Origin of the sequence: Citrobacter sp. 172116965 (assembly GCF_013458095.1) — a bacterium.
GTDB classification, from domain to species: domain Bacteria; phylum Pseudomonadota; class Gammaproteobacteria; order Enterobacterales; family Enterobacteriaceae; genus Citrobacter; species Citrobacter braakii.
This window is the reverse complement of record NZ_CP046673.1, coordinates 87,371-112,162: the sequence shown is the minus strand read 5'-3', so window position 1 is coordinate 112,162 and position 24,792 is coordinate 87,371. Positions and strand designations below refer to the sequence as shown.

General features: G+C 47.6%; 26 protein-coding genes. 12 read left to right on the top strand and 14 right to left on the bottom strand.

Going from position 1 to position 24,792, the window contains the following annotated elements; genetic code table 11:
- Window positions 1-8 precede the first annotated feature (8 nt).
- Window positions 9-1,217 carry an O-antigen ligase RfaL gene (gene rfaL / locus GPJ68_RS00530; RefSeq protein ID WP_104651737.1) on the top strand — a complete coding sequence of 403 codons (1,209 nt, stop codon included), beginning with the start codon at window positions 9-11 and terminating at the stop codon, window positions 1,215-1,217.
- A gap of 36 nt (window positions 1,218-1,253) precedes the next feature.
- On the opposite strand, the gene GPJ68_RS00525 is transcribed toward rfaL, so the two are convergent.
- The 6 genes from GPJ68_RS00525 to rfaQ form a co-directional block, all read right to left on the bottom strand.
- Window positions 1,254-2,396 (bottom strand): lipopolysaccharide N-acetylglucosaminyltransferase, encoded by a 1,143-nt coding sequence (locus GPJ68_RS00525; RefSeq protein WP_172452818.1) that lies wholly within the window; start codon window positions 2,394-2,396, stop codon window positions 1,254-1,256.
- Between the two features lie 11 nt (window positions 2,397-2,407).
- Window positions 2,408-3,421 (bottom strand): glycosyltransferase, encoded by a 1,014-nt coding sequence (locus GPJ68_RS00520; protein WP_104651735.1) that lies wholly within the window; start codon window positions 3,419-3,421, stop codon window positions 2,408-2,410.
- Between the two features lie 90 nt (window positions 3,422-3,511).
- Window positions 3,512-4,522, bottom strand: coding sequence for a lipopolysaccharide 3-alpha-galactosyltransferase (gene waaO / locus GPJ68_RS00515; RefSeq protein ID WP_032932027.1), 1,011 nt, complete (start codon window positions 4,520-4,522; stop codon window positions 3,512-3,514).
- Window positions 4,523-4,596: 74 nt separating this feature from the next.
- Window positions 4,597-5,394, bottom strand: coding sequence for a lipopolysaccharide core heptose(I) kinase RfaP (gene rfaP / locus GPJ68_RS00510; RefSeq protein ID WP_019078045.1), 798 nt, complete (start codon window positions 5,392-5,394; stop codon window positions 4,597-4,599).
- Window positions 5,387-6,511, bottom strand: coding sequence for a glycosyltransferase family 4 protein (locus tag GPJ68_RS00505; protein WP_075848007.1), 1,125 nt, complete (start codon window positions 6,509-6,511; stop codon window positions 5,387-5,389). The genes rfaP and GPJ68_RS00505 overlap by 8 nt, the downstream gene beginning before the upstream one ends.
- A complete protein-coding gene (rfaQ, locus tag GPJ68_RS00500) occupies window positions 6,508-7,578 on the bottom strand; it encodes a lipopolysaccharide core heptosyltransferase RfaQ (protein ID WP_072034359.1) in 1,071 nt (356 codons plus the stop codon). Before rfaQ ends, GPJ68_RS00505 begins: the two co-directional genes overlap by 4 nt.
- A 397-nt stretch (window positions 7,579-7,975) precedes the next feature.
- Here rfaQ and waaA point away from each other — a divergent pair, with 397 nt between their 5' ends.
- On the top strand, window positions 7,976-9,253 hold the full coding sequence (waaA, locus tag GPJ68_RS00495) for a lipid IV(A) 3-deoxy-D-manno-octulosonic acid transferase (protein WP_016154983.1): 1,278 nt from the start codon (window positions 7,976-7,978) through the stop codon (window positions 9,251-9,253).
- An 8-nt stretch (window positions 9,254-9,261) separates the two neighbouring features.
- Window positions 9,262-9,741: a pantetheine-phosphate adenylyltransferase gene (gene coaD, locus GPJ68_RS00490; protein WP_180837067.1), complete on the top strand. Its 480-nt coding sequence runs from the start codon at window positions 9,262-9,264 to the stop codon at window positions 9,739-9,741.
- 47 nt (window positions 9,742-9,788) lie between these two features.
- Here the strand turns inward: coaD and mutM are convergent, their stop codons facing one another.
- The 4 genes from mutM to radC form a co-directional block, all read right to left on the bottom strand.
- A complete protein-coding gene (gene mutM / locus GPJ68_RS00485; RefSeq protein WP_019078041.1) occupies window positions 9,789-10,598 on the bottom strand; it encodes a bifunctional DNA-formamidopyrimidine glycosylase/DNA-(apurinic or apyrimidinic site) lyase in 810 nt (269 codons plus the stop codon).
- A 98-nt stretch (window positions 10,599-10,696) separates the two neighbouring features.
- Complete coding sequence (rpmG, locus tag GPJ68_RS00480; protein ID WP_003024094.1) at window positions 10,697-10,864, bottom strand: 50S ribosomal protein L33; 168 nt, start codon at window positions 10,862-10,864, stop codon at window positions 10,697-10,699.
- 20 nt (window positions 10,865-10,884) lie between these two features.
- Window positions 10,885-11,121: a 50S ribosomal protein L28 gene (rpmB, locus tag GPJ68_RS00475; RefSeq protein ID WP_003024071.1), complete on the bottom strand. Its 237-nt coding sequence runs from the start codon at window positions 11,119-11,121 to the stop codon at window positions 10,885-10,887.
- A gap of 276 nt (window positions 11,122-11,397) precedes the next feature.
- Window positions 11,398-12,063 carry a DNA repair protein RadC gene (gene radC / locus GPJ68_RS00470; RefSeq protein ID WP_016154986.1) on the bottom strand — a complete coding sequence of 222 codons (666 nt, stop codon included), beginning with the start codon at window positions 12,061-12,063 and terminating at the stop codon, window positions 11,398-11,400.
- A 172-nt stretch (window positions 12,064-12,235) separates the two neighbouring features.
- On the opposite strand from radC, the gene coaBC reads away from it, so the two are divergent.
- From coaBC to slmA, 3 genes are all read left to right on the top strand, one after another.
- Window positions 12,236-13,456 carry a bifunctional phosphopantothenoylcysteine decarboxylase/phosphopantothenate--cysteine ligase CoaBC gene (gene coaBC / locus GPJ68_RS00465; RefSeq protein ID WP_088583168.1) on the top strand — a complete coding sequence of 407 codons (1,221 nt, stop codon included), beginning with the start codon at window positions 12,236-12,238 and terminating at the stop codon, window positions 13,454-13,456.
- Window positions 13,434-13,892, top strand: coding sequence for a dUTP diphosphatase (gene dut, locus GPJ68_RS00460; RefSeq protein ID WP_016154988.1), 459 nt, complete (start codon window positions 13,434-13,436; stop codon window positions 13,890-13,892). The genes coaBC and dut overlap by 23 nt, the downstream gene beginning before the upstream one ends.
- A 116-nt stretch (window positions 13,893-14,008) precedes the next feature.
- Window positions 14,009-14,605 (top strand): nucleoid occlusion factor SlmA, encoded by a 597-nt coding sequence (gene slmA / locus GPJ68_RS00455; RefSeq protein ID WP_016154989.1) that lies wholly within the window; start codon window positions 14,009-14,011, stop codon window positions 14,603-14,605.
- Window positions 14,606-14,692: 87 nt separating this feature from the next.
- Here the strand turns inward: slmA and pyrE are convergent, their stop codons facing one another.
- Together pyrE and rph are read right to left on the bottom strand one after the other, a co-directional pair.
- Window positions 14,693-15,334, bottom strand: coding sequence for an orotate phosphoribosyltransferase (pyrE, locus tag GPJ68_RS00450; RefSeq protein ID WP_016157763.1), 642 nt, complete (start codon window positions 15,332-15,334; stop codon window positions 14,693-14,695).
- A 65-nt stretch (window positions 15,335-15,399) separates the two neighbouring features.
- Window positions 15,400-16,116: a ribonuclease PH gene (rph, locus tag GPJ68_RS00445; protein WP_016154991.1), complete on the bottom strand. Its 717-nt coding sequence runs from the start codon at window positions 16,114-16,116 to the stop codon at window positions 15,400-15,402.
- 125 nt (window positions 16,117-16,241) lie between these two features.
- On the opposite strand from rph, the gene GPJ68_RS00440 reads away from it, so the two are divergent.
- Window positions 16,242-17,105: a YicC/YloC family endoribonuclease gene (locus GPJ68_RS00440; RefSeq protein ID WP_180837065.1), complete on the top strand. Its 864-nt coding sequence runs from the start codon at window positions 16,242-16,244 to the stop codon at window positions 17,103-17,105.
- Window positions 17,106-17,206: 101 nt separating this feature from the next.
- Here GPJ68_RS00440 and GPJ68_RS25015 read toward each other — a convergent pair whose 3' ends face one another.
- Window positions 17,207-17,647, bottom strand: a complete 441-nt coding sequence (locus tag GPJ68_RS25015; protein ID WP_019078037.1) for a hypothetical protein — start codon at window positions 17,645-17,647, stop codon at window positions 17,207-17,209.
- An 801-nt stretch (window positions 17,648-18,448) separates the two neighbouring features.
- Here GPJ68_RS25015 and GPJ68_RS00430 point away from each other — a divergent pair.
- A complete protein-coding gene (locus tag GPJ68_RS00430; RefSeq protein ID WP_003024049.1) occupies window positions 18,449-19,066 on the top strand; it encodes a trimeric intracellular cation channel family protein in 618 nt (205 codons plus the stop codon).
- On the opposite strand, the gene ligB is transcribed toward GPJ68_RS00430, so the two are convergent.
- On the bottom strand, window positions 19,063-20,742 hold the full coding sequence (gene ligB / locus GPJ68_RS00425; RefSeq protein WP_104651734.1) for an NAD-dependent DNA ligase LigB: 1,680 nt from the start codon (window positions 20,740-20,742) through the stop codon (window positions 19,063-19,065). The two genes, GPJ68_RS00430 and ligB, sit on opposite strands and share 4 nt — an antisense overlap.
- 261 nt (window positions 20,743-21,003) lie before the next feature.
- Between ligB and gmk the strand changes: the two genes are divergently transcribed.
- From gmk to trmH, 4 genes are read left to right on the top strand one after another with little or no spacing between them, the layout of a single operon-like run.
- Window positions 21,004-21,627, top strand: a complete 624-nt coding sequence (gene gmk, locus GPJ68_RS00420; protein WP_019078035.1) for a guanylate kinase — start codon at window positions 21,004-21,006, stop codon at window positions 21,625-21,627.
- A gap of 54 nt (window positions 21,628-21,681) precedes the next feature.
- On the top strand, window positions 21,682-21,957 hold the full coding sequence (gene rpoZ, locus GPJ68_RS00415; RefSeq protein ID WP_000135058.1) for a DNA-directed RNA polymerase subunit omega: 276 nt from the start codon (window positions 21,682-21,684) through the stop codon (window positions 21,955-21,957).
- A gap of 18 nt (window positions 21,958-21,975) precedes the next feature.
- Window positions 21,976-24,090 carry a bifunctional GTP diphosphokinase/guanosine-3',5'-bis pyrophosphate 3'-pyrophosphohydrolase gene (spoT, locus tag GPJ68_RS00410; protein ID WP_003024038.1) on the top strand — a complete coding sequence of 705 codons (2,115 nt, stop codon included), beginning with the start codon at window positions 21,976-21,978 and terminating at the stop codon, window positions 24,088-24,090.
- Window positions 24,091-24,100: 10 nt separating this feature from the next.
- Entirely contained in the window at window positions 24,101-24,790 is a 690-nt protein-coding gene (gene trmH / locus GPJ68_RS00405; RefSeq protein ID WP_047415767.1) for a tRNA (guanosine(18)-2'-O)-methyltransferase TrmH, read from the top strand.
- Window positions 24,791-24,792 lie beyond the last annotated feature (2 nt).

The window sequence follows — 24,792 nt, the reverse complement described above, 5'->3', positions numbered from 1 at the left end:
GAGAAATGATGGCTTTAACAAAGTTTTTTTTAGATGAGAAAAAAAACTGGAAGATAAACTGGAATAGAGGACTTATATTTCTGTTTGTCGCCACCTATTTCTTAGGTGGTATTACGCGTTATAAACATTTGATTGTCATACTGATGACTATCACAACGATTGTTTATTTATGTAAGAATCCTCGACATTATATTCCTATTTTTAAAACATTTGTTTTTGCAAGTATATCATTTCTTGTAATCGCTACCTTCGTCTCTTTAGTGTTCACTCCTGAACTAAAAGCTAGCCTGAAAGAGATAAACAACTCAGTTGTTGAAAATGTCTTATTATGCACTATTGCGATCCCTGTATTACTAAGAGAAGAAAGCAAAGAAACCATTTCAAAGTTGATATTCTTCTCGTTCCTTACAGCTCTTAGTTTGCGATGCCTTTCAGAACTTGTCCTTTATTATCAGGACTATCAGCAAGGAATCATGCCTTTTACTAATTACCAACATCGCGGAATTTCAGATGCAATGGTGTTTTTATTCCCAGTGCTTCTGAATCTATGGCTCGTTAAATCAGCGAAATACCGTATATTATTCCTGTTGTTAGGGGCGATATACACCTTTTTAATTCTTGGAACATTGTCCCGTGGCGCATGGTTATCTGTATTTATTATTGCTCTTACATGGATAATCATGTACAAACAATGGCGATTGCTTACTGTAGGAATCCTCGTAGCTATTGTTGCTCTGACAGCTATATTTTCACACAAAGATATGTCAGAAAAACTGACCTTTAAATTGCAGCAAACTGACAGTTCATATCGCTATACTAACGGTACGCAAGGAAGTGCGTTTGACCTAATCTTAGAAAATCCAGTTATTGGTTATGGTTTTGGTAATAACGCTTATAAAACTGTATACAACAAGCGTGTTGTTGATTATCCAAACTGGACATTCCGCGAGTCAATTGGACCACACAACCTTATTCTTTTTGTATGGTTTGGTACAGGATTACTTGGACTTGTGGGTTTAATACTGGTGTACACTAGCATTGTGAGAGAATGTGTTACGCATGCATTCAGGGAGAATTACTATTCCCCATACAATGCTTATATAATAATTTTACTTTCATTTTTCGGTTATTTTATTATACGCGGCAACGTTGAGCAGATTGAGTTAGATCTGTTGGGTATTTTTGCAGGTTTTCTGTTAGCGCTGAAGAATAAATAAAATAGTAAAAAAAGGCTACTTTATGTAGCCTTTTTATCACTCGAACCAGTTACAAATAACCTCTTCAAACCGTTGTGTAACCGCAGACCAACTATAGTTTCCAAAGACATATTGCTGACCTCGTTGGGCGGTATCCGCTAAACTACTTTCCGCCATTACCCTGGTAATATCCTGAACAATAGTTTCTGCAGTCATCGGCTCTGTAAGGTGATAGCCTGTAATTTTATCTTTAACAAACTCAACCATGCCGCCTCGAGTACTGACTAATACAGGTCTTCCAGCGCCCATAGCCTCAATAGCCACCATACAAAATGGCTCCTGAAATTGAGAAGGAATCACAACTATATCTGCCAGTGGATAGTAATAGTGCATTTTCTCGGGTGAGATACTACCTAACATAATACAATGTGGTTTGAGGCGCTCAGCTATTTCCCGAACTTCACGCTGATAATCACCTTTATCGTTCTTACTTACTTCCATGTGATCACCAACAACCACAAGCTTCAGATTTTTGTTCTCATGCAGCAACTTTTCAAAAGCCTGCAGAAGTAAGAGAACGCCTTTATCAGGGACTATACGTCCAGCAAAAAATACCACCTTGCTTTCAGGGGAAATATTTAATTTATTTTTTGATATTGATTCATATGACGATTGATAGATATCCAGGTCAATACCATTAGGCACAATAACAATATCAGCTTCAGGAAGATAAGATTGATAATAGTTCTTCAAAAACAAACTTGGTACGATCATCTTAACTTTTTTATCAAGCAACTTAGGTTCAAACGCATTATGCATATGAATCACAACTTTAGCCTGAGGAGCTTGCGAACGAATTTGTCGATATAGCTTCATACTGTTATGGACAACAATCACACTTTGATCGGTTATCTCAAACTTTTCGGCAACTTTCAGTATACGCTTTGAATAAGGTAACGGATCCAGCCGAGTCCACTTTTGGAAAATACGCTTATATACCGAGCTAAATCCAATACGATGAATACTACATCTTTCGTTTACGTAAGAATAATCAGAATATCCTTCATTCTTTATACAGACAATACGATTAGGGAATTTGGTTCTTTGGGCAACCTGATACATCCAGGTCTCAACTGCTGCGGCACCACGTGGTGGAATAGAATAAATAGGTGTTACAGTAAATATGATTTTATCAATCATAAAGATCACCATTACATTGTTTTATATTTAATTGCTGCGATCAGGCCAGGAATTATTTTATTTTGATAAAGAAGGTGTTTATATTCTTCTCTATATTCGTGCTTTTGTTTTGCAACTTGATAAGGCTGATTCTTCCATGGTGACTTCTCATATACTGTGCGGAAAAATTGTGCTGAGGAATAGTCAGCCCACTCGTGCCATGGTTTTGTTACACCAGTATAATGAATAAATACTGTCTCTTCATTAATCACTGATTTATAGTAATTTTTATTTTTAATCTCAAACTCAGACTTCAATGAATAAATTGAGTTATATTTCCTCGGTAATAATACCGCATGATGCAAAAACATGATATTTAAAATATCCTGGTCAGGATATTTTACTCTGGAAACTATACTTTCATCTGACAATAGTTCGAAGAATTTTTTCGTTAAATTAGAGTTAAGCCATTGCTGCAAGTTTATATACATGACACCCGAGTTAAAGTAGTTGCCTTTAAACTCAGGATTATGTAGACGCTCTGCACTTTTATCCTGCATTGAATCAACATCTACTACAACCGCACCATATTCCCCATCAAATTTCAGTGCAGCAAGATCCTCTAAAGAGCCTTTACACGTAATATCAGCATCAAGATATAGCAGTCGTTCTAATCGTTCAGAAAAATAATCAAATGAAAGCAAGCGATAGTATATTGACACTGGCCATATATTTGTTTTAGGTAGTGACACCAGCGGTTCAGAATCAATATGATATAGCTTAATAACTGTTTTATACTGTTCTGCTAGTTGTGTCAAAAGTACAATATATTCTTGATCTAAATAATCCGCAATAATATGAAAAGTAAAATTAATATTACTCTCTTTATTATTTTCAAGGATTGAGGCAATAGAAATTGCCGCACCAGTTTGGTAATTTTTATCGATTCCCCATGAGATATTAAAAGTGTCACGATCATCACATGGTGTAACACGTCTGTCTAACTCAATAATATCTTTGAAGTTAGTTAATCTTTTGAAGTCCAAGTTAATTACCTTTAATTATTTCAGCTATATTTTCCAGCGGCTAAGATATGCATTGTCGTTGATTATTTCAACAATGTACTTAGCCAGCAGTTAACCTTTCAACTTGGTCAGATAATAATTAAAGTAGTTACACAGTCCCTGAACGTATAACCCTTGTTTAAATTTATGCTTTGCACAATATCTGAATTGATTGCTATTGGTCGGTTTGAGAAGCGCTACTGAATGCCAGGGCGAGGCCTCTTTCGCAACTAAAAAACTCTTCGATACCGGATAGTTGGACCACTCATGCCAGGGTTTTGTCGGTCCCACATAATGAATGAAGACAGTTTCATTATTCACAGGATTGACTACTTTATCTTTCAGTTCATAATTAATGCTAAAGCGTGTATTGTATTTACCATTGATAAAAGTTACTTTTCCGGCTAACAATACATTAAGGACATCTTGATCAAGATGAGTTATTCTTTCCACCCATTCTGGAACTCGCAACATTTCGATGGCTCGGGAAGAGATATTATTACTGTGCCATGCGTTGATGTTGATAAGTAAGAATCCAGCATTAAAGTATCCGGTGATTAATTCTGGAGTGGCCAGCGTTACAGAACGATTATGCCACCATTCGGAATCTCTTTCCGTTACAACGACAGCGATCTCATCTGCGGAAAACTTATAATCGACCAGTTCTCGTACACTACCCTGGCAAGCAATATCAGCATCCAGGTATAATAATTTATCTATTTTATTATAGAAATAATCTGCAATAACAAAACGGAAGTATGTTGCATAAGTCCAGTTTTTTGTACTAGGTAAGTCTTTTAATTTATTGCAATCAATTAGGTAAACTTTGATACAGGATTGATATTGTTTAGCAAGATCGGCGAATCTGGCTTTATCACTCTCATCGAAATAATCAGTAAATATATGAAATGTGAAATCGATTTTTTTATTCGACAATAATACAGAGGCTATTGATACACCGCAGCCAAATAAAAAATTCCTGTCAATACCATAACCGATATTAAAACAGTCTGCAGAAGCATTTTCCCGAAAATCGTACTCAAAAACAGAAAGGATAACTTCTTTATCGCTAAATTGAGACATTTGACTCTTACCAATTTTTGAGAAATAGACCATGTTCTCACATGATGCATTTCAAATAGTTCAGGATAAATTAATCACAGAGATTTACGGATTGTTCTTTCGCGTATTTTATTAGCTTTAACCTGAGCTTCCTTGAACAAATCAGCCTCCTGACTTAGGATGCTTTTCAACGGCAACTCGCAATAGATGCGTAGAAATCTATAAATATCACGCTGGGTTAATCCAATGTTCATGGACGAAAAATAGAGACCGATTAAGTCCTTATCGCGCCAGCGTCGGGGAACAGTCGACCGAATCTGAGCACGGTGCAAATCAATCACTGAAATCTTGAGATCGTCCTCATGCCCTGAAAAAGGCAGATGTAATAAAAAGTGGCAAATATAGCAATCGCGATGATTGATACCACCAGCATGCATCTTACGCACCATGGTGGCAACACGATCAATAATTATACGCTTCACTTTCACATCGGGAGAATTTGTGGCCCAATCAGCACAGTAATCTTCTAAGCTGATAGTTGGTGTGAGATCCTCAGTAATAATAAACGAGGTTTTAGTCAGTGGATTCAACCCTTTCTCACCAAATCCCACGCCTGTCATTGTATCCACACCTAACTGACTCAGGCGATGAATGGCATTCCATTCTCTATCAGCACCTAATACTGGCATGCGTAATGAAAGTAGGTTTTTAACAATCTCTTTCAGAGAAGTGCCTCTGTGCCATTTTAAAAAATAGCTTTTACCCGTTAGTTCAAATCGTAGAGTACGGCGAGTCTCCAGTTCTCTGAATACTTCACCTTGTAAATTTTTAACTTCTTCAAATGCATCTTTCCCGCGCCATAGTGTGGCTAACGGTTCTTTTAATTCAACCATCTAAACCACCCGTAATCATATCCGCTGCTTTCTCCGGTAGGCTGTATAAATCTTGCGTATCCGCATAGTGTCGTGCATTTGCCCTCCATTCCGAACGCAATGAAGGCTCTACCAGCGCTTTACGTAAGGCTTCATTCAGCGTTTCTTGCCGGAATGGTTCTGTAATTGCCATACCACAATTAGCATCAACAATATAATGCGCGTAACCGCATACGGCTGTGGTCAACACCGGCAGCCCGGCAGTGATTGCTTCTAGTAAAACAATACCTGCCGCCTCCTGATAAGCTGGATGCATCAATATATCAGCCGCAGCCATTAATTCTGCAACATCATTACGGCCAGAGTAGAAATGGACATTACTGCGTACGCCAAGTTTTTCCGCCAGCGCCTCAAATTTTCTCGGTCTGTCTTGTCCAACAACATACAGTAGCGTATTAGTTCGAAGCGTTTCTGGTAACGAGGCCAGTGCACGTATTGAACGATCCACACCTTTACGAGTGAAATCAGAGCCTACCTGCAATAATAGATTTTGTTGCTCTGTTATACCGTTTTTCTGGCGATAAACTTCACGGCTATTCGGAATCTGCTGGCTATACTTCCTGTCTGGATAAATCCCTGGAGGAAGAATATGAAATCGTTGAGCTTCTGTCTGATAGTGTTTCTGAAAATCAGCAGTCTGCTTATCAGTTAGCATTAATAGCTGCGTCGGTTTACCCTGCTCAAACGTCGCGCGTTCAAACGCTGCATAGTGCCGATATCGTGAAGTTAACCGATAGAGGAAACCTTTTTCTTGTGCCACTTTCTCGGCATAGCAAACGTCAGCAGCATAGTAGAGATCCAGCCCTGGCATTTTATTAAAACCAACTACCCGATCGACAGGGTGCTGAAGTAAATGTGCCTGGACCCAGGAATAATACTCCGCATTGCGACCATGGTTTGTCCGGGACTTGACCGGTACAAGAACCAATTCAAAAACGTCAGGACACTCACCTTCCCAGGACTGCGTATAGACACGAACATGGTGACCACGTGCCGCTACAGTTTGCGCAATGCGCATAAAATCACGCTGTAACCCACCGAATGGGAAGTATTTATACAAACAGAAAGCAACAATCATACGGGACTCCCCGCTTGTGGCGGCACAAGTCTACCCGGTAATAATTTATCGATAGCAGCAATAACATCGTCAGCGGGTATCACCGAAAGATACATTTCATTGCGATCGCGCTGTTCGCGTGGAGGCATCGGACGGTAATCACCAGCCCAAAATTGAATCATCTGCTTTGACCATGGTCGCCAAAAATTATGATCCGTTGCGCCAAACAGGCATATCAATGGTGTATCAACCGCAGCAGCAATGTGTCCCGGAGCAGAGTCCACCCCAATAAACAACTGCGCATGATCGATGACCGCTCCTAGCTCGGGGAAGCTCATCTTTCCCGCCAGCGCAGTAACGGGCCTTTCTTTGCAACCTTGTGCAATTTCATTCACGCAAGCCAGATCGTCTTCGCCTGGGCCTGAGGTCATAACTACCTCCAAACCACGCTGGTGTAAGGCGTCAATTACCTGTGAAAACTTTTCGTTATTCCAGCACTTGAAGCGTTGGCGTGCCGTTGGTTGAATTACAACGTATTCATCACCAACTCCAGCCCGATTTAATTCTGTGCGCATACGTTCCCAGCTATCCGGAGGATAGCTCATTGTTGTATGCGTAACAGTCGATTTAAGTTTCAACGGGGCCAGCACAGACAGATTGCTTTCCACCACATTTTCACCGCTAAGCGGAGCCAGACATGTAAAACTATTTTTCCAAAAAGAAGATTGCCGATGTGCATAATCTTGAGAGATTTTGATTGGCGCGTTCAGTAACCGCATCAGTATCGCAACCATCCACTGATCGGTAAGGTTTACAACTAAATCATACCCATTCGCGCGCAACGTTCCGATCAGGTGCAGAAAATTAGTAATTTTATCAGTTACTTTTGTCTTTTTATTTTTAATACCATAAAGGGCATTAATTTCTGGGTTTTCCGACAAAATTGGGATGGTATCCTGATAGAGAAGCACGTCGATTTTCGCATCAGGATAGTTCTGCTTTAGCGTACTAATGACCGGAGTTGTTAACAACATATCTCCGTGAAAACGCATTTTTATGACCAGAATTCTATTAATTGGCTTATCCACAAGCGGCTCTTTTATCGTGAGTGTCCGGTAAAGTTAAGCAGAAAAAAGCACGCTACCGCCCCAGGCTCAACAGCTACCTGATTACTGATATCGCACTGATTTTTTACGCGCTAGTGTATCACTTCTTTCGCCATGTTCCGACTCGAATAATTCTTGCACAGCCAATGATTTTAAAACATATAAATCAATGAATTAAGATGTTCAGACCTTTTGATTTTTAGCCCTCTATCTCGACTAAACCGGAAAATATCAACAGAAAACGTAAAGATGCAAAAGATGCTGGTACCCTGGACATCCCCCGCGAGGGACGCTATTTAATTTAAAAATAGGAAAAGTATTGGTAAAGCCACAGCTAAATACATAGAATCCCCAGCACATTCATAAGTCAGCTACCATTATGCTCGAATTGCTTTACACCGCCCTTTTCTACCTTATTCAGCCTTTGATCTGGGTACGGCTTTGGGTGCGCGGACGTAAGGCTCCGGCCTACCGTAAACGCTGGGGTGAACGCTACGGCTTTTACCGCCGTCCGCTAAAACCAGGCGGTATCATGCTTCATTCGGTTTCCGTAGGCGAAACGCTGGCAGCTATCCCATTAGTCCGCGCTCTGCGACATCGTTACCCCGACTTGCCGATCACGGTCACCACCATGACGCCAACCGGTTCCGAGCGCGTACAATCCGCTTTTGGCCCTGACGTTCAGCATATTTATCTGCCATACGATTTACCGGATGCCCTAAACCGTTTCCTGAATAAAGTTGACCCCAAGCTGGTGCTAATTATGGAAACCGAGCTGTGGCCGAATCTGATCGCGGCACTGCATAAGCGCCATATTCCGCTGGTCATTGCCAATGCACGTCTTTCCGCTCGCTCAGCTGCTGGCTACGCTAAATTAGGTAAATTTGTTGGCAGGCTACTGCGCCGAATTACGTTGATTGCCGCCCAGAACGAAGAAGATGGCGCTCGTTTTATCACGCTTGGTGCCAGAAGCAATCAGGTCACCGTTACCGGTAGCCTGAAGTTTGATATTTCCGTCACGCCGCAGCTGGCCGCAAAAGCGATTACATTGCGCCGTCAATGGGCACCTCACCGCCCGGTATGGATTGCAACCAGCACGCACGACGGCGAAGAAAGCATTATCATTGCCGCCCATCAGGCGTTATTAAACCAGTTCCCTAATCTTTTACTGATTCTGGTACCCAGACATCCTGAACGGTTCCCGGATGCCATTAACCTCGTACGCCAGGCTGGGCTAAGCTATACGACACGTTCTTCAGGCGAAGTTCCGTCATCAGGAACCCAGGTCGTAATCGGCGACACCATGGGCGAGTTGATGTTGCTGTACGGCATTGCCGACCTTGCTTTTGTTGGCGGTTCGCTGGTTGAACGCGGTGGACACAACCCACTGGAAGCCGCGGCGCACGCCATTCCGGTACTGATGGGGCCACATACTTTTAATTTTAAAGATATTTGCGCCCGCCTCGAACAGGCAAGCGGATTGATCACCGTCACCGACGCAACTACGCTGGTGAAAGAGGTCTCTTCTTTACTGACCGATGCAGATTATCGTAATTTTTATGGCCGTCACGCAGTTGAAGTTCTGTATCAAAATCAGGGCGCGCTTCAGCGTCTGCTGCAGCTGCTGGAACCTTATCTGCCACCCAAAACGCATTGAGGCAAGTCATGCAAAAACTGGCGATTTATCCAGGAACCTTTGATCCCATTACTAACGGCCACATCGATATCGTGACAAGAGCGACAAGCATGTTCGATCACGTAATCCTGGCAATTGCCGCAAGTCCCAGTAAAAAACCGATGTTTACTCTGGAAGAGCGCGTTGAGCTGGCACAACAGGCAACGGCGCATCTCGGTAATGTGGAGGTTCTGGGATTCAGCGACCTGATGGCAAACTTTGCCCGCGATAATCAAGCTAACATTCTGATCCGTGGCCTGCGTGCGGTAGCCGATTTTGAGTATGAAATGCAGCTGGCCCATATGAACCGTCATCTGATGCCACAACTGGAAAGCGTCTTTCTGATGCCGTCTAAAGAGTGGTCATTTATCTCATCTTCACTGGTGAAAGAAGTTGCCCGCCACCAGGGTGACGTAGCGCACTTTCTGCCGGAAAACGTTCATCAGGCATTATTGAGTAAACTGAAGTAATGCGTCTGGCCGGATGAGGCATTCGCTACGTCCGGCCGATAATGGTGTTATTTCTGACAGCGACGGCAATAAAACGTTGTGCGCTGAGCGTGTTTTGTCGCAATGATTGGCGCGCCGCATACGCGACAGGGTTCACCTTCTCTCCCATAGACCTGCAACTCCTGGGCAAAATAGCCCGGCTTACCGTCACTTTGCAGAAAGTCCTTCAGCGTGGTCCCGCCCTGCTCGATAGAACGCAGCAAAACCGCCTTGATAACGCGCACCAGCAGTTCGCACTCATCCTGCGACAAAGATGACGCCAGACGGTCAGGATGGATACCAGCCGCAAACAGCGACTCGCTGGCATAGATGTTTCCCACCCCCACGACCAGCTTGTTATCCATCAGCCAGGGTTTAATCGCAGTTTTCTTCTTCGCACATTTCTGCTGCAGATAACCAGCATTGAAATCGTCGCTCAGAGGCTCAGGGCCAAGATGGGCGAGGACATTATGCCCATCCAGCTCTTTAGTCCACAGCCAGGCGCCAAAACGACGCGGATCGGTATAGCGCAGGACTTTGCCGTTACTCATCACTAAGTCGACGTGGTCATGTTTTTCTGCCGGAAGCTCTTCAGAAAGGATACGCAAACTACCCGACATCCCCAGGTGAATGATTACCCAGCCATCTGATAGCTCCAGCAGCAGGTATTTCGCGCGCCGCTGTACGCTCAGGACAGGTTTATCACTCAGACGATAGATTTCCTCTGATACTGGCCAACGCAAACGACCGTTACGCACAGTCGCGTGCATAATCGTTGCCCCCACCAGATGCGGCTCAATACCGCGGCGGCTGGTTTCGACTTCAGGTAATTCAGGCATAGTATCTCCGGCGGTGTATCAGATTTCATTAATATGGGGACGGCCAGAAAACAAAAAACCCCGCCGAGGCAGGGTTTTTCTTTACATCAAAGCGGAAATTATTTGATTTTCGCTTCTTTGTATAAAACGTGCTGACGAACAACTGGATCGAACTTTTTCAGCTCCAGTTTTTCCGGCTTAGTACGTTTGTTCTTCGTGGTGGTATAGAAGTGACCAGTACCAGCAGAAGAAACCAGCTTGATTTTCTCACGAATACCTTTAGCCATGATTTATTTCCTCTTAGTACTTAGTACTTTTCGCCACGGGCACGCAGTTCAGACAGAACTGTTTCGATGCCTTTCTTATCAATAACACGCATACCTTTAGCAGATACACGCAGGGTGACAAAACGCTTCTCGCTCTCAACCCAAAAACGGTGAGAGTGCAGGTTAGGCAGGAAACGGCGTTTAGTCGCGTTCAGTGCGTGGGAACGGTTGTTACCGGTCACCGGACGCTTGCCAGTAACTTGGCAGACTCGGGACATGTCTATTCTCCAAAAATCAAATTAGCTCGAGCTTCGTATGGGGTATTGGCGCCTCGTCAGGCTTCTCAGCCCGGTTATCGCAGTTCAATACACTAAATCTTTCATCGTTGCCTCGTCATTGGACGCAACAAGAATGATTTTGCGTATTTGCGAACTCTCGATTGCCAGGCCCAAATGCCAAACCCGAGATTCTCAAAGGTGGCGTAGTATACGCTGAGTCAGCGATGTGCTCAAGTCCCGAACAGACAAAGATCCCGATGGATCGCGTAAAGTGCGTTAAATCCAACCGCGTTCCGCAAAAGAAACGTACTCTCCGCGCCCAATGACCAGATGATCAAGCACCCGGATATCCATGAACTGACAGCATTTCACAACACGCTCGGTGATGAGTTTATCTGCTTTGCTCGGCTCTGCACACCCCGAAGGGTGATTATGTGCAAGGATCACCGCAGAAGCATTCATTTTTATCGCTTCGCGGACAATTTCTCGCGGATGCACTTCAACGTGGCTTAGCGTTCCGGAAAAAAGTTTACGGTGTTTAATCACGCGATGTTGAGAATCCATAAAGATCACATAAAAGATCTCGCGTTCCTCTTGCGAAAGCTGGCTTTGCAGAAATTCACGCGCCATTTCCGGGCTAAGTATCGCACGCTCCTCTATCACCTGTACGTTGTAGTAGCGCCTTGCCAGCTCCACTATTCCCTTCAACTGTGCGTACTTCGCGATACCGATGCCCTGAACATAGCTGAAATCCATGTAATCAGCAGACAACAGGCCATACAACGAATCAAAATGCTGAAGCATCTCTTTCGCCAGCGTAAGCACATCTTTACCCAGTATCCCGGTGCGTAGAAAAAGAGCCAGTAGCTCTACGTCGGTCAGCGAACTGGCCCCCTGCGCCAACAGCTTTTCCCGAGGCATTATACGTCCTGTATTTTCCATGCTTTTCCCCTCCTTTCGCGTCCGCATAGTGGCATAACGCCAGCGGCGAATCGACGCTCTGTTTTCACTTCTTCGTAGAGCCTCGCAAACTGGAGCGCGGGCAAAAGCACGACACATTGCGGATTGTGATAAAATATCCACCTTCTGGTGAAACCCAACAGGAAAGATCATGATGAGCCTGGCCGGTAAAAAAATCGTACTTGGCGTCAGTGGCGGGATTGCGGCGTACAAAACCCCTGAGCTGGTGCGTCGTTTACGGGAACGCGGCGCAGACGTCCGCGTGGCGATGACCGAAGCAGCAAAAGCGTTTATTACTCCTCTGAGCTTACAGGCGGTTTCGGGCTATCCCGTTTCCGACAGCCTGCTTGACCCCGCAGCCGAAGCCGCGATGGGCCATATTGAACTGGGGAAATGGGCCGATTTGGTTATACTGGCCCCAGCGACGGCAGATCTGATTGCCCGCGTTGCCGCAGGTATGGCCAACGATCTGGTGTCTACGATCTGTCTGGCAACGCCAGCGCCTGTTGCCGTGCTGCCGGCTATGAACCAGCAGATGTACCGCGCCGCCGCTACCCAACACAATCTGGGCATTCTTGCCTCGCGCGGTTTGCTCATTTGGGGTCCTGACAGCGGTAGTCAGGCATGTGGTGATGTCGGTCCTGGACGTATGCTGGATCCGTTAACAATTGTGGATATGGCGGCAGAACATTTTTCACCTGTCAAAGATCTGCAACATCTCAACATCATGATTACAGCAGGCCCGACGCGTGAACCGCTTGATCCCGTGCGTTATATTTCCAACCACAGCTCCGGGAAAATGGGATTTGCTATCGCGGCCGCTGCCGCAAAACGCGGGGCAAACGTCACGCTGGTATCAGGTCCGGTTTCGTTACCTACACCGCCTTTTGTCCAGCGCATTGATGTGATGACCGCGCTGGAAATGGAAGCCGCCGTGCAATCTGCGGTGCAACAACAGCATATTTTTATCGGCTGCGCCGCAGTCGCTGATTATCGCGCTGAAACTGTCGCCAGTGAAAAAATCAAAAAACAGGCAACGCAGGGTGATGAATTAACAGTAAAAATGGTCAAAAACCCGGACATCATCGCTGGTGTTGCCGCACTGGATGCTAATCGTCCTTTTGTCGTTGGGTTTGCCGCCGAAACAAATAATGTGGAAGAATATGCCCGGCAAAAACGCATCCGCAAAAACCTTGATGTGATCTGTGCGAACGACGTTTCGCTGTCTACTCAAGGATTTAACAGCGACAGCAACGCATTACACCTTTTTTGGCAGGATGGAGATAAAGTCTTACCGCTTGAGCGCAAAGAACTCCTGGGCCAATTATTACTCGACGAGATCGTGACCCGTTATGATGAAAAAAATCGACGTTAAGATTCTGGACCCGCGCGTAGGGCAACAATTTCCGCTCCCGACGTACGCCACTTCTGGTTCTGCCGGACTTGACCTGCGTGCCTGTCTTGATGACGCCGTAGAACTGGCGCCTGGCGCAACAACGCTGGTGCCAACCGGGTTAGCTATCCACATTGCCGATCCTTCTCTTGCGGCGGTGATGCTCCCGCGCTCCGGGCTGGGCCATAAGCACGGGATCGTACTGGGCAATCTGGTCGGTTTGATTGATTCCGACTACCAGGGCCAGCTGATGGTTTCAATCTGGAACCGTGGTCAGGACAACTTTACTATTGAACCGGGCGAACGTATCGCGCAGATGGTATTTGTACCGGTCGTCCAGGCTGAATTTAATTTGGTGGAAGAGTTTGAAGCCACCGATCGTGGCGAAGGTGGCTTCGGCCATTCCGGGCGCAAGTAACCCGCAGAAAAGTATCTCACAGCGTAATAACGCAATAACACACCGCAAACACCCGTTTGCGGTCGCTGTGTGGATGCCTGCCTGGCAAGAGCTTATTTTCAGGGGTATTTTGTAACATGGTAGAAAAGCAAACTGCGAAAAGGAATCGTCGCGAAGAAATACTTCAGTCTCTGGCACTGATGCTTGAGTCCAGCGATGGTAGCCAACGCATCACGACAGCTAAACTGGCGGCCTCTGTGGGCGTTTCCGAAGCGGCCTTGTATCGCCATTTTCCCAGCAAGACCCGCATGTTCGATAGCCTGATTGAGTTTATCGAAGATAGTCTGATTACCCGTATCAATCTGATTTTGAAAGATGAAAAGGACACTAACGCGCGATTGCGTCTGATCGTACTGCTGATTTTAGGGTTCGGTGAACGTAATCCTGGCCTGACGCGAATTCTGACCGGACACGCGTTGATGTTCGAGCAAGACCGTCTGCAAGGCCGTATTAACCAGCTTTTTGAGCGAATTGAGGCGCAGTTACGCCAGGTTCTGCGAGAAAAAAGAATGCGTGAAGGTGAAGGCTACACCGTGGATGAAACGCTGCTGGCCAGCCAGTTACTGGCTTTCTGCGAAGGTATGCTGTCCCGGTTTGTACGTAGCGAATTTAAATACCGTCCAACGGATGATTTCGACATCCGCTGGCCGTTGGTTGCCGCTCAATTGCAGTAACACAGTTGTTGGATGGCGACCTCGCCTATTTTGCCTACGAACCCTGCGGTGCGTAGGCTGGATAAGCGCAGCGCCATCCGGCAGTTCTTATACGCCGTACGCTTCGCGATACGCCCGTACTGCGGCCAGGTGTTCTGCCATTTCTGGTTTTTCTTCCAGATATGCAATCAGATCTTTCAGGGTAATGATAGAAATCACCTTGCAGCCATAATCGCGTTCCACTTCCTGAATCGCTGAAATCTCGCCGCGACCGCGTTCCTGACGGTCGAGAGAAATCAGTACCCCCGCCAGCGTAGCGCCGTTAGCCTGAATAATTTCCATCGACTCACGAATAGCCGTACCTGCAGTGATAACATCATCCACCAGCATTACACGCCCCTCAAGTGCGCTACCTACCAGATTACCGCCTTCACCGTGGGTCTTCGCCTCTTTACGGTTAAAGCAGTACGGCAAATCTTTATCGTGGTGTTCCGCCAGCGCAACAGCCGTGGTGGTCGCAATCGGGATACCTTTGTAGGCCGGACCAAACAGCAAATCGAACTCAATACCGGAATCCATCAGCGCTTCGGCATAAAAACGGCCTAACAGTGCCAGGCAGCGCCCGGTATTAAACAGCCCGGCGTTGAAGAAATAGGGGCTTTTACGCCCGGATTTCAGCGTAAACTCGCCAAACTTTAGTACCTGCTTGCTAAGCGCAAACTCAATAAACTGGCGCTGATACGGTTTCATGGATTCGCTCCTCATCTCACTTTATTACAGACAAAAAAAAGGCGACTCATCAGTCGCCTTTAAAATCAATTTTCTAACGCCGCCTTCTGCGTCGTTACAATGGATTCGATTCCCCCTCGGGCTAACGCCAGTAGGGTGAGAAGTTCTTCATGGCTGAACGGCTCGCCTTCTGCCGTACCCTGCACCTCTATAATGCGTCCGTCTTCAGTCATCACCACGTTCATGTCGGTTTCTGCGGCAGAGTCCTCAACGTATTCGAGGTCACAGAGCGCTTCACCGTTCACAATGCCCACGGAAACCGCGGCGACCATCCCTTTCATCGGGTTAGTTTTCAGTTTACCGCTCGCAACCAGCTTGTTCAGCGCATCAGCCAACGCCACACATGCGCCGGTAATTGATGCAGTGCGCGTACCGCCATCTGCCTGAATAACATCGCAGTCCAGCGTAATAGTGAATTCACCGAGCGTCTTCAGATCAACGGCGGCGCGCAGCGCACGAGCGATCAGACGCTGGATTTCCATGGTACGACCGCCCTGCTTACCTTTCGCCGCTTCACGGGCGTTACGGGTGTGCGTGGCGCGTGGCAGCATGCCATATTCTGCGGTGATCCAGCCCTGGCCCTGACCTTTCAGAAAACGCGGTACGCCTTCATCAATAGAGGCGGTACATAGCACTTTGGTATCACCAAATTCGACCAGCACGGAGCCTTCAGCGTGTTTTGTATAATTACGGGTCAGGGTGACGGGACGCACCTGGTTGGCACTACGACCTGCTGGACGCATGATAAAATCTCCGGCTTGAAACGAATGTGGCTGCGCATTATACGGACTTCCGACTGTTATTCCTATCCTGACAAGACGTGGATGGCTATAATCCTCCCATCTCATCTTTAAAAACAGGAACGTCTATGATCCGCAGCATGACCGCCTACGCCCGGCGTGAAATCAAGGGTGAATGGGGTAGCGCTACCTGGGAAATGCGCTCGGTAAACCAGCGTTATCTGGAAACTTATTTTCGCCTGCCGGAACAGTTCCGTAGTCTTGAACCCGTTGTCCGCGAACGCATACGCACGCGTCTGACGCGCGGTAAAGTCGAGTGTACGCTGCGTTTTGAGCCTGATGCCAGCGCCCAGGGCGAGCTGATTCTAAATGAAAAGCTCGCTAAACAGCTCGTTAGCGCTGCTAACTGGGTCAAAATGCAGAGTGATGAAGGTGAAATTAACCCAGTTGATATCCTGCGCTGGCCAGGCGTAATGGCTGCCCAGGAGCAAGATCTGGACGCCATTGCCGCTGAAATCCTCGCCGCGCTTGACGGTACGCTGGATGACTTCATCGTCGCGCGTGAAACCGAAGGTCAGGCGCTGAAAGCGCTGATCGAGCAGCGTCTGGAAGGCGTCAGCACTGAAGTCGCTAAAGTGCGTGCACATATGCCGGAAATTCTGCAATGGCAGCGTGAGCGTCTGGTAGCCAAACTGGAAGACGCCCAGGTGCAACTGGAGAATAACCACCTTGAGCAAGAACTGGTGCTGATGGCGCAGCGCATCGATGTAGCAGAAGAGTTAGATCGTCTGGAAGCCCACGTCAAAGAAACCTACAACATTCTGAAGAAAAAAGAGGCTGTTGGCCGTCGTCTGGACTTCATGATGCAGGAATTCAACCGTGAGTCGAACACTCTTGCATCCAAGTCTATCAATGCCGAGGTGACTAATTCCGCAATTGAACTGAAGGTATTGATCGAGCAAATGCGCGAGCAGATTCAGAATATCGAGTAATTTTGCGTACCATGCCTATGCTATCGTAACGTACTAGATAGCCTGCTCAATGCAGGCTATCCGTACCGCCAGTAAGTGCTAATTGATATAAAATTGAATACTTATTTATCTGGCATATATTTGTCGTTATAAATACTCTTCAGAATATCAACCCGAACAGCATTACTGCTGTTCATATTCACGACTGTCAGTACTTCATCGGATCCCCTGAGGCGCCAGCATTCTGCCTCAACATCGCATTTTACCTGTTTTTCATAGCCCGCCATTGAGAGATACTTACTAATCCTCCCCGTATCCCTGGTATCATGGAACGTCACACTCCATACATCAGCCTTAGGACCAGAAATGTTCGTATAATTAAAGTCATACACTTGGGATATTCTCGGCATTTTTTTTAAAACTTGGGGAGTGTAATAATCATATTTGGCTTTATCAAACTCTGTATATTGTGCGTTACCTGCAAGTCTCATTTTAATATTAGGCCAGAAATAAGAGCTGCATATAGCTATTACCATCAGCACTATTATGACTGCCTGTTTCATATGTTTCCCTTTTTTACCAGTTAACGACCGTTCCATCTCTGGAAACTATTTTAACGTTACCAGAACTAAAATCGCTGTAAGGTATCACTGTTCTCATGAATGCTCGCCTTGGTGCATATCCGAGAGTAACTTTCTGACATCATCTCCTCGAGCATGTCCCATATCTATCCACCCCAAAACTTCGGTGTATATTATCCCGCTTCTTAAATTTCCAGCCTCTCTGCCATCCTGAATTTCTTCTCTTACGCTCATACCTAGCATTCCAACGCACTAAATGCTGAAGATTTTGCTGTAAATGCACCCATCCACATAGAAGCGATAGCTGAGGAAGTCATTTTTCAGAATAGAAGCCGCTGAATATCAGACTTTACTCAGAATAACTTCCCCAATGACATCTGGAGTGTAGTGGTTCTAAGAAATATCATTTTTGCAGCGCACCAAAGCACATACCACACCTACTAATCTCTCGCTGCAACATTCAAGGTATGACTGAAATACGAACCGGAGTGTCAATTTATCCATTGGTCGAGGGTGATAGTTTGGGTGAAATATGATACGTAGCCCACCCATAAACGACGGGGCTACGTGTTTTTCCCAACACTTCGGTTGTGACCCATCCAGTTCGAATTATATTTTCTCATCATTTATTGTCACCATTCATAAAGTAAAGCGCATGCCATAACGCATTTACAGCAAAATCACATTAGCTGTAGTTATTAAAATAGCTTCACCTTAGAAAATCTCAATCGTGACAATGCGCACAAATCGTTAACCTTAGCCCCAGCAAATCAGGGGGAATACATGCTGTTACACGTTTTATATTTAATTGGTATTACTGCCGAAGCCATGACCGGTGCGCTTGCGGCTGGGCGTCGTCGTATGGATACATTTGGCGTCATTATCATTGCCACCGCGACGGCCATTGGCGGCGGCTCGGTACGCGACATTCTTCTCGGCCACTATCCGCTCGGCTGGGTAAAGCACCCTGAATACGTCATTATCGTGGCGACCGCTGCGGTACTCACCACCATTATTGCCCCCGTCATGCCCTATCTGCGTAAAATATTCCTCGTCCTGGATGCGCTGGGCCTGGTGGTCTTTTCTATTATTGGCGCCCAGGTGGCGCTGGATATGGGTCATGGACCGATTATTGCCGTGGTCGCGGCGGTCACTACCGGAGTCTTTGGTGGTGTATTACGTGACATGTTCTGCAAACGCATCCCGTTAGTATTCCAGAAAGAATTGTATGCCGGCGTTTCATTTGCCGCTGCCGTGCTGTATATCGTGCTGCAACATTATGTCTCCAGCCACGATGTGGTGGTGATCTCTACCCTGCTCTTTGGCTTTACCGCCCGACTGCTGGCGCTGCGCCTGAAGTTGGGGCTGCCGGTATTTTACTATCGCCATGAAGGCCATTAAGGCATAAAGCCCGTGATCCGCTGAGCAGCTAACCAGTTGCTCAGCGCTGTGATCTCTTTATCCTCCAGCCACTGAATAACCTGTCGTGCCCGTCGCTCCCCCATGAAAGGAAGTTGCCGCCAGCTTTGTTCACTGCGTTCCCGTAACTGCTGCCACGATCCATCCCGACTGGCATTCAACGTTGCCTGTGTTAACGGTATTCCCATGGCAATCACCCAGCGCGTAAATGGAAGATGGCGTGACAGATTGAACTGATGCCACAGCTTCCCCCCTTTGTTCACGCCAAATGTGGACTGTAGCTGCTCCTGCGTTAATCCAAGCCAGGAAAAGATATGTTCAAAGCGATACGTCTGATGTAGCTCCCGCCATCCCGCCTCGCCCATACCCTCCAGCCCTAACACATCTTTGGCCCCCAGCCAGACGAGCCTGGCAACAAACTGTTCCTGACACTCCGCTGTGGCATAAAAACAAGTTAGTGAATTGAAGCGCCCCTCAGGTGGTGCTGGCTTATTACGCTGGGTGCTGCGCCAGACCACCTCATCTATACGGGGAATCCCCTGTCCGGCCAGACTTATCAGAATCTGATCGCCAGGCGCAATATCCCATTCATTCCAGCGCCGTACTGAGCCAATATTGACGCGCTGCACCCGCTTATCATCCAGCATGACGGGGACCAGCAATGCAACCACCGCAATTTTCCCGCTTTTGCCAACGGAAAACTGAATACCCGTCACCTCAGATACCCTGGCCACGGGAGGATATTTCCACGCTGCCAGCCAGTCTCCCTGTCCGGGTAGCCAGTATTGCGCCCGCGGTTCTTTTCCCGTTCGCACCACCACACCATCCGTCACAAAAGGTAACGCTGAAGTCCACCACCTGGCGCGCACCTTCTCGACGTCATCCGCACTCTTCACGGCCTGAGTATATCGTTGCGTGAAACTGAACCCGGCAGCAGTGAGTTGCTCAAGTCTTTCCGACATGGCAACTGGACCATCAGGCCAGGTCCAGATAAAAATAGCCAGCGAGCGTAACATTTCCGGGTTGCTCTGGCGCATCATCATTCCAGCAACCTTTGAGCGGGCGTTCATTCCCCCTCTCTGCTGCTGAATATGCCCTTGTTGCTGCAAAAATATCTCCCCCTGCAACGTACTGTTAGAGAGCAGCCCGCTGGTAGTACGTGGAACGGAAGGGATCTGAAGAACCTTTTGCGTCCAGTCTTCGCCTTTCAGACCGTTACCACGGCTAATCACCCGTATCAGATTTCCATTGCGATAAACCAGCGTAACCGCCACGCCATCCACCTTCGGCTGCACCCAGAGATCGCTACGAGCATGCATCCATTGCTGTAGCGCTTGCTTATCGGCAAGTTTTCGAACTCCCGTATGGGGAACGGGGTGCGAGACTGTTCCACTTATTGGGGGCGCAGATAGATCTGATGGGGCTTCATCGCCAAAACAGCGCTGCCACTGGATGAGCTGCGCATTGAGCTGGTCATAAACGGCGTCGTCTACGACACTTTCCCCTTGTTTCCAGTAACTGTCATTCCACTGTGTTATCTGCTGCTGTAGTCGTGAAATTTCCTCTTGTGCCCTGGCAGGCGACCAGACGGGGCATACCGCCCATGAGGGTAGATACCACATTAGCAAAACCAGCCCTATGCATTTCCATAATCCCATGCTATCTCCGCTGAACAGTACGTTTCCCGGCAGATATAACGCGAATTGAAATGGAAACAGAGCGGCAAAAACTCATCCTGCGCGCAACGTTCCTGACATTTGCACGAATTGCTGCAAATCGCGGATAAAACAGGAAACTGGTACGCAAAACGCAATAAACATGCGCAAAAAGTGTGACAAGGGCTACGTCACATAGCGGCTACGTGTATAATAAGCCCGTATGTAGGCTCTCTTTCGACAATCACATACATTAAGATACTCATGGCTCAAGGCACGCTTTATATTGTTTCTGCCCCCAGTGGCGCGGGTAAATCCAGCCTGATTCAGGCTTTATTAAAGACCCAACCGTTGTATGACACCCAGGTTTCTGTTTCGCACACCACGCGCGCACCGCGCCCGGGGGAAGTGCACGGTGAACACTATTTTTTTGTGAACCATGACGAATTCAGAACCATGATTGGCAGAGACGCGTTCCTGGAACACGCTGAGGTTTTCGGTAATTACTACGGCACCTCGCGTGAGACCATTGAGCAAGTATTAGCATCCGGCGTAGACGTCTTTTTAGATATCGACTGGCAAGGTGCGCAGCAGATTCGTCAAAAAATGCCGCATGCGCGCAGTATTTTTATTTTGCCGCCATCTAAGATTGAGCTGGATCGCCGTCTTCGTGGCCGCGGTCAGGATAGCGAAGACGTGATCGCAAAACGTATGGCGCAAGCTGTTGCAGAAATGAGCCATTACGCCGAATATGATTATCTTATTGTGAATGATGATTTCGATACCGCCCTGGGCGATTTGAAAACTATCATTCGCGCCGAACGTCTGCGCATGAGCCGCCAAAAGCAGCGTCATGACGCTTTAATCAGCAAACTGTTGGCAGACTGAACCCACATTCAGTATCATGCCCAGTCATTTCTTCACCTGTGGAGCATTTTAAGTATGGCACGCGTAACTGTTCAGGACGCTGTAGAGAAAATTGGTAACCGTTTTGACCTGGTACTGGTCGCCGCGCGTCGCGCTCGTCAGATGCAGGTAGGCGGAAAGGATCCGCTCGTACCGGAAGAAAACGATAAAACTACCGTTATCGCGCTGCGCGAAATCGAAGAAGGTCTGATCAACAACCAGATCCTCGACGTGCGTGAGCGCCAGGAACAGCAAGAGCAGGAAGCCGCTGAATTACAAGCCGTTACCGCTATTGCTGAAGGTCGTCGTTAATCACAAAGCGGGTCGCCCTTGTATCTGTTTGAAAGCCTGAATCAACTGATTCAAAACTACCTGCCGGAAGACCAGATTAAGCGTCTTCGGCAGGCGTATCTCGTTGCACGTGACGCTCACGAGGGCCAGACACGTTCAAGCGGTGAACCCTATATCACGCACCCGGTAGCGGTAGCCTGCATTCTGGCCGAGATGAAACTCGACTATGAAACGCTGATGGCTGCGCTGCTGCATGACGTGATTGAAGATACCCCTGCCACCTACCAGGACATGGAACAGCTTTTTGGTAAAAGCGTTGCTGAACTGGTAGAAGGGGTGTCGAAACTTGATAAGCTTAAGTTTCGCGACAAGAAAGAGGCGCAAGCTGAAAACTTTCGCAAGATGATTATGGCGATGGTGCAGGATATCCGCGTCATTCTCATCAAACTCGCTGACCGTACCCACAACATGCGCACGCTGGGCTCATTACGCCCGGACAAGCGTCGCCGCATCGCCCGTGAAACCCTCGAAATCTATAGTCCGCTGGCACACCGTTTAGGTATTCATCACATTAAAACCGAGCTGGAAGAGCTGGGTTTTGAAGCGCTGTACCCGAACCGCTATCGCGTGATTAAAGAAGTGGTTAAAGCCGCTCGTGGCAACCGCAAAGAGATGATCCAAAAAATCCTCTCGGAAATCGAAGGGCGTTTGCAAGAGGCAGGTATTCCGTGTCGCGTAAGTGGCCGCGAGAAGCACCTGTACTCTATTTACTGCAAAATGGTGCTCAAAGAGCAGCGTTTTCACTCCATCATGGATATCTACGCTTTTCGCGTTATCGTTCATGATTCCGATACCTGTTATCGCGTACTCGGCCAGATGCACAGCTTGTACAAACCTCGTCCTGGTCGCGTGAAAGACTATATCGCCATTCCGAAAGCGAACGGATATCAGTCTTTGCACACCTCAATGATCGGCCCTCACGGCGTCCCGGTTGAAGTACAGATTCGTACCGAAGACATGGACCAGATGGCAGAAATGGGTGTAGCAGCGCACTGGGCTTACAAAGAGCACGGCGGCGAAAGCAGCACCACCGCACAAATCCGCGCTCAACGCTGGATGCAAAGCCTGCTGGAACTGCAGCAGAGCGCCGGTAGCTCGTTTGAATTTATTGAAAGCGTCAAATCTGATCTCTTCCCGGATGAGATTTATGTTTTCACACCGGAAGGGCGCATTGTCGAACTGCCTGCCGGTGCAACGCCTGTCGACTTCGCCTACGCCGTGCACACCGATATCGGTCACGCCTGCGTCGGCGCACGCGTCGACAGACAACCTTACCCGCTTTCGCAGCCGCTCTTTAGTGGCCAGACCGTTGAGATTATTACCGCTCCGGGCGCCCGTCCGAATGCAGCGTGGCTCAACTTCGTCGTCAGTTCGAAAGCGCGCGCAAAAATTCGCCAACTGCTGAAAAACCTCAAGCGCGATGATTCCGTCAGTCTGGGTCGTCGACTGCTCAACCATGCCTTAGGCGGTAGCCGTAAACTGGCTGAGATCCCGCCAGAGAGCATCCAGCGTGAGCTTGAACGCATGAAGCTCGCCACGCTTGACGATCTGCTCGCGGAAATCGGTCTGGGTAACGCCATGAGCGTGGTAGTAGCGAAAAACCTCCAGCAGGGCGAAGCAACGGCAAACGTGCCAGCGCAATCTGGTCACGGTCATCTGCCGATCAAAGGCGCAGATGGCGTGCTGATCACCTTCGCGAAATGCTGTCGTCCGATTCCTGGCGATCCAATCATTGCCCACGTCAGTCCGGGTAAAGGTCTGGTGATTCACCATGAATCCTGCCGTAACATTCGTGGCTATCAAAAAGAGCCAGAGAAGTTTATGGCGGTGGAATGGGATAAAGAGACAGAGCAGGAGTTCATCACCGAGATTAAGGTGGATATGTTTAACCACCAGGGTGCTCTGGCGAACCTGACGGCGGCAATCAACACGACCACCTCCAACATTCAAAGTCTGAATACGGAAGAGAAAGATGGCCGCGTCTATAGCGCCTTTATTCGCCTGACCGCTCGCGATCGCGTGCACTTAGCGAATATCATGCGCAAAATCCGCGTCATGCCGGACGTGATAAAAGTCACCCGTAACCGTAACTAGAACACGTTTTATGAATACTCAACGTTATGCACGTATTTGCGAGATGCTCGCACGTCGTCAGCCCGATCTGACCGTCTGCATGGAGCAGGTCCACAAACCTCATAACGTTTCTGCAATCATTCGTACTGCAGACGCGGTCGGCGTGCATGAAGTCCACGCCGTCTGGCCTGGTAGCCGTATGCGCACCATGGCCTCTTCTGCCGCAGGCAGCAACAGTTGGGTACAGGTGAAGACTCACCGCACTATTGGCGATGCGGTCACACATTTAAAAAGCCAGGGCATGCAGGTTCTGGCAACACATCTGTCAGATAAAGCCGTGGATTTTCGCGAGATTGATTACACGCGCCCCACCTGCATCCTGATGGGCCAGGAGAAAACCGGCATCACTCAGGAAGCGTTGGATCTGGCGGATCAGGACATCATCATTCCCATGACTGGCATGGTGCAGTCGCTGAACGTTTCGGTCGCCTCCGCGCTGATTCTGTACGAAGCACAGCGCCAGCGGCAAAACGCCGGCATGTACCAACGAGAAAACAGCATGCTTGCGCAAGATGAGCAGCAGCGTTTGCTGTTTGAAGGCGGTTATCCGGTGCTGGCGAATGTCGCTAAGCGCAAAGGTCTTCCCTACCCCCACGTAAACACGCAGGGCGAAATTGAAGCCGATGCAACATGGTGGGCCACTATGCAATCTGCGAGATAAAC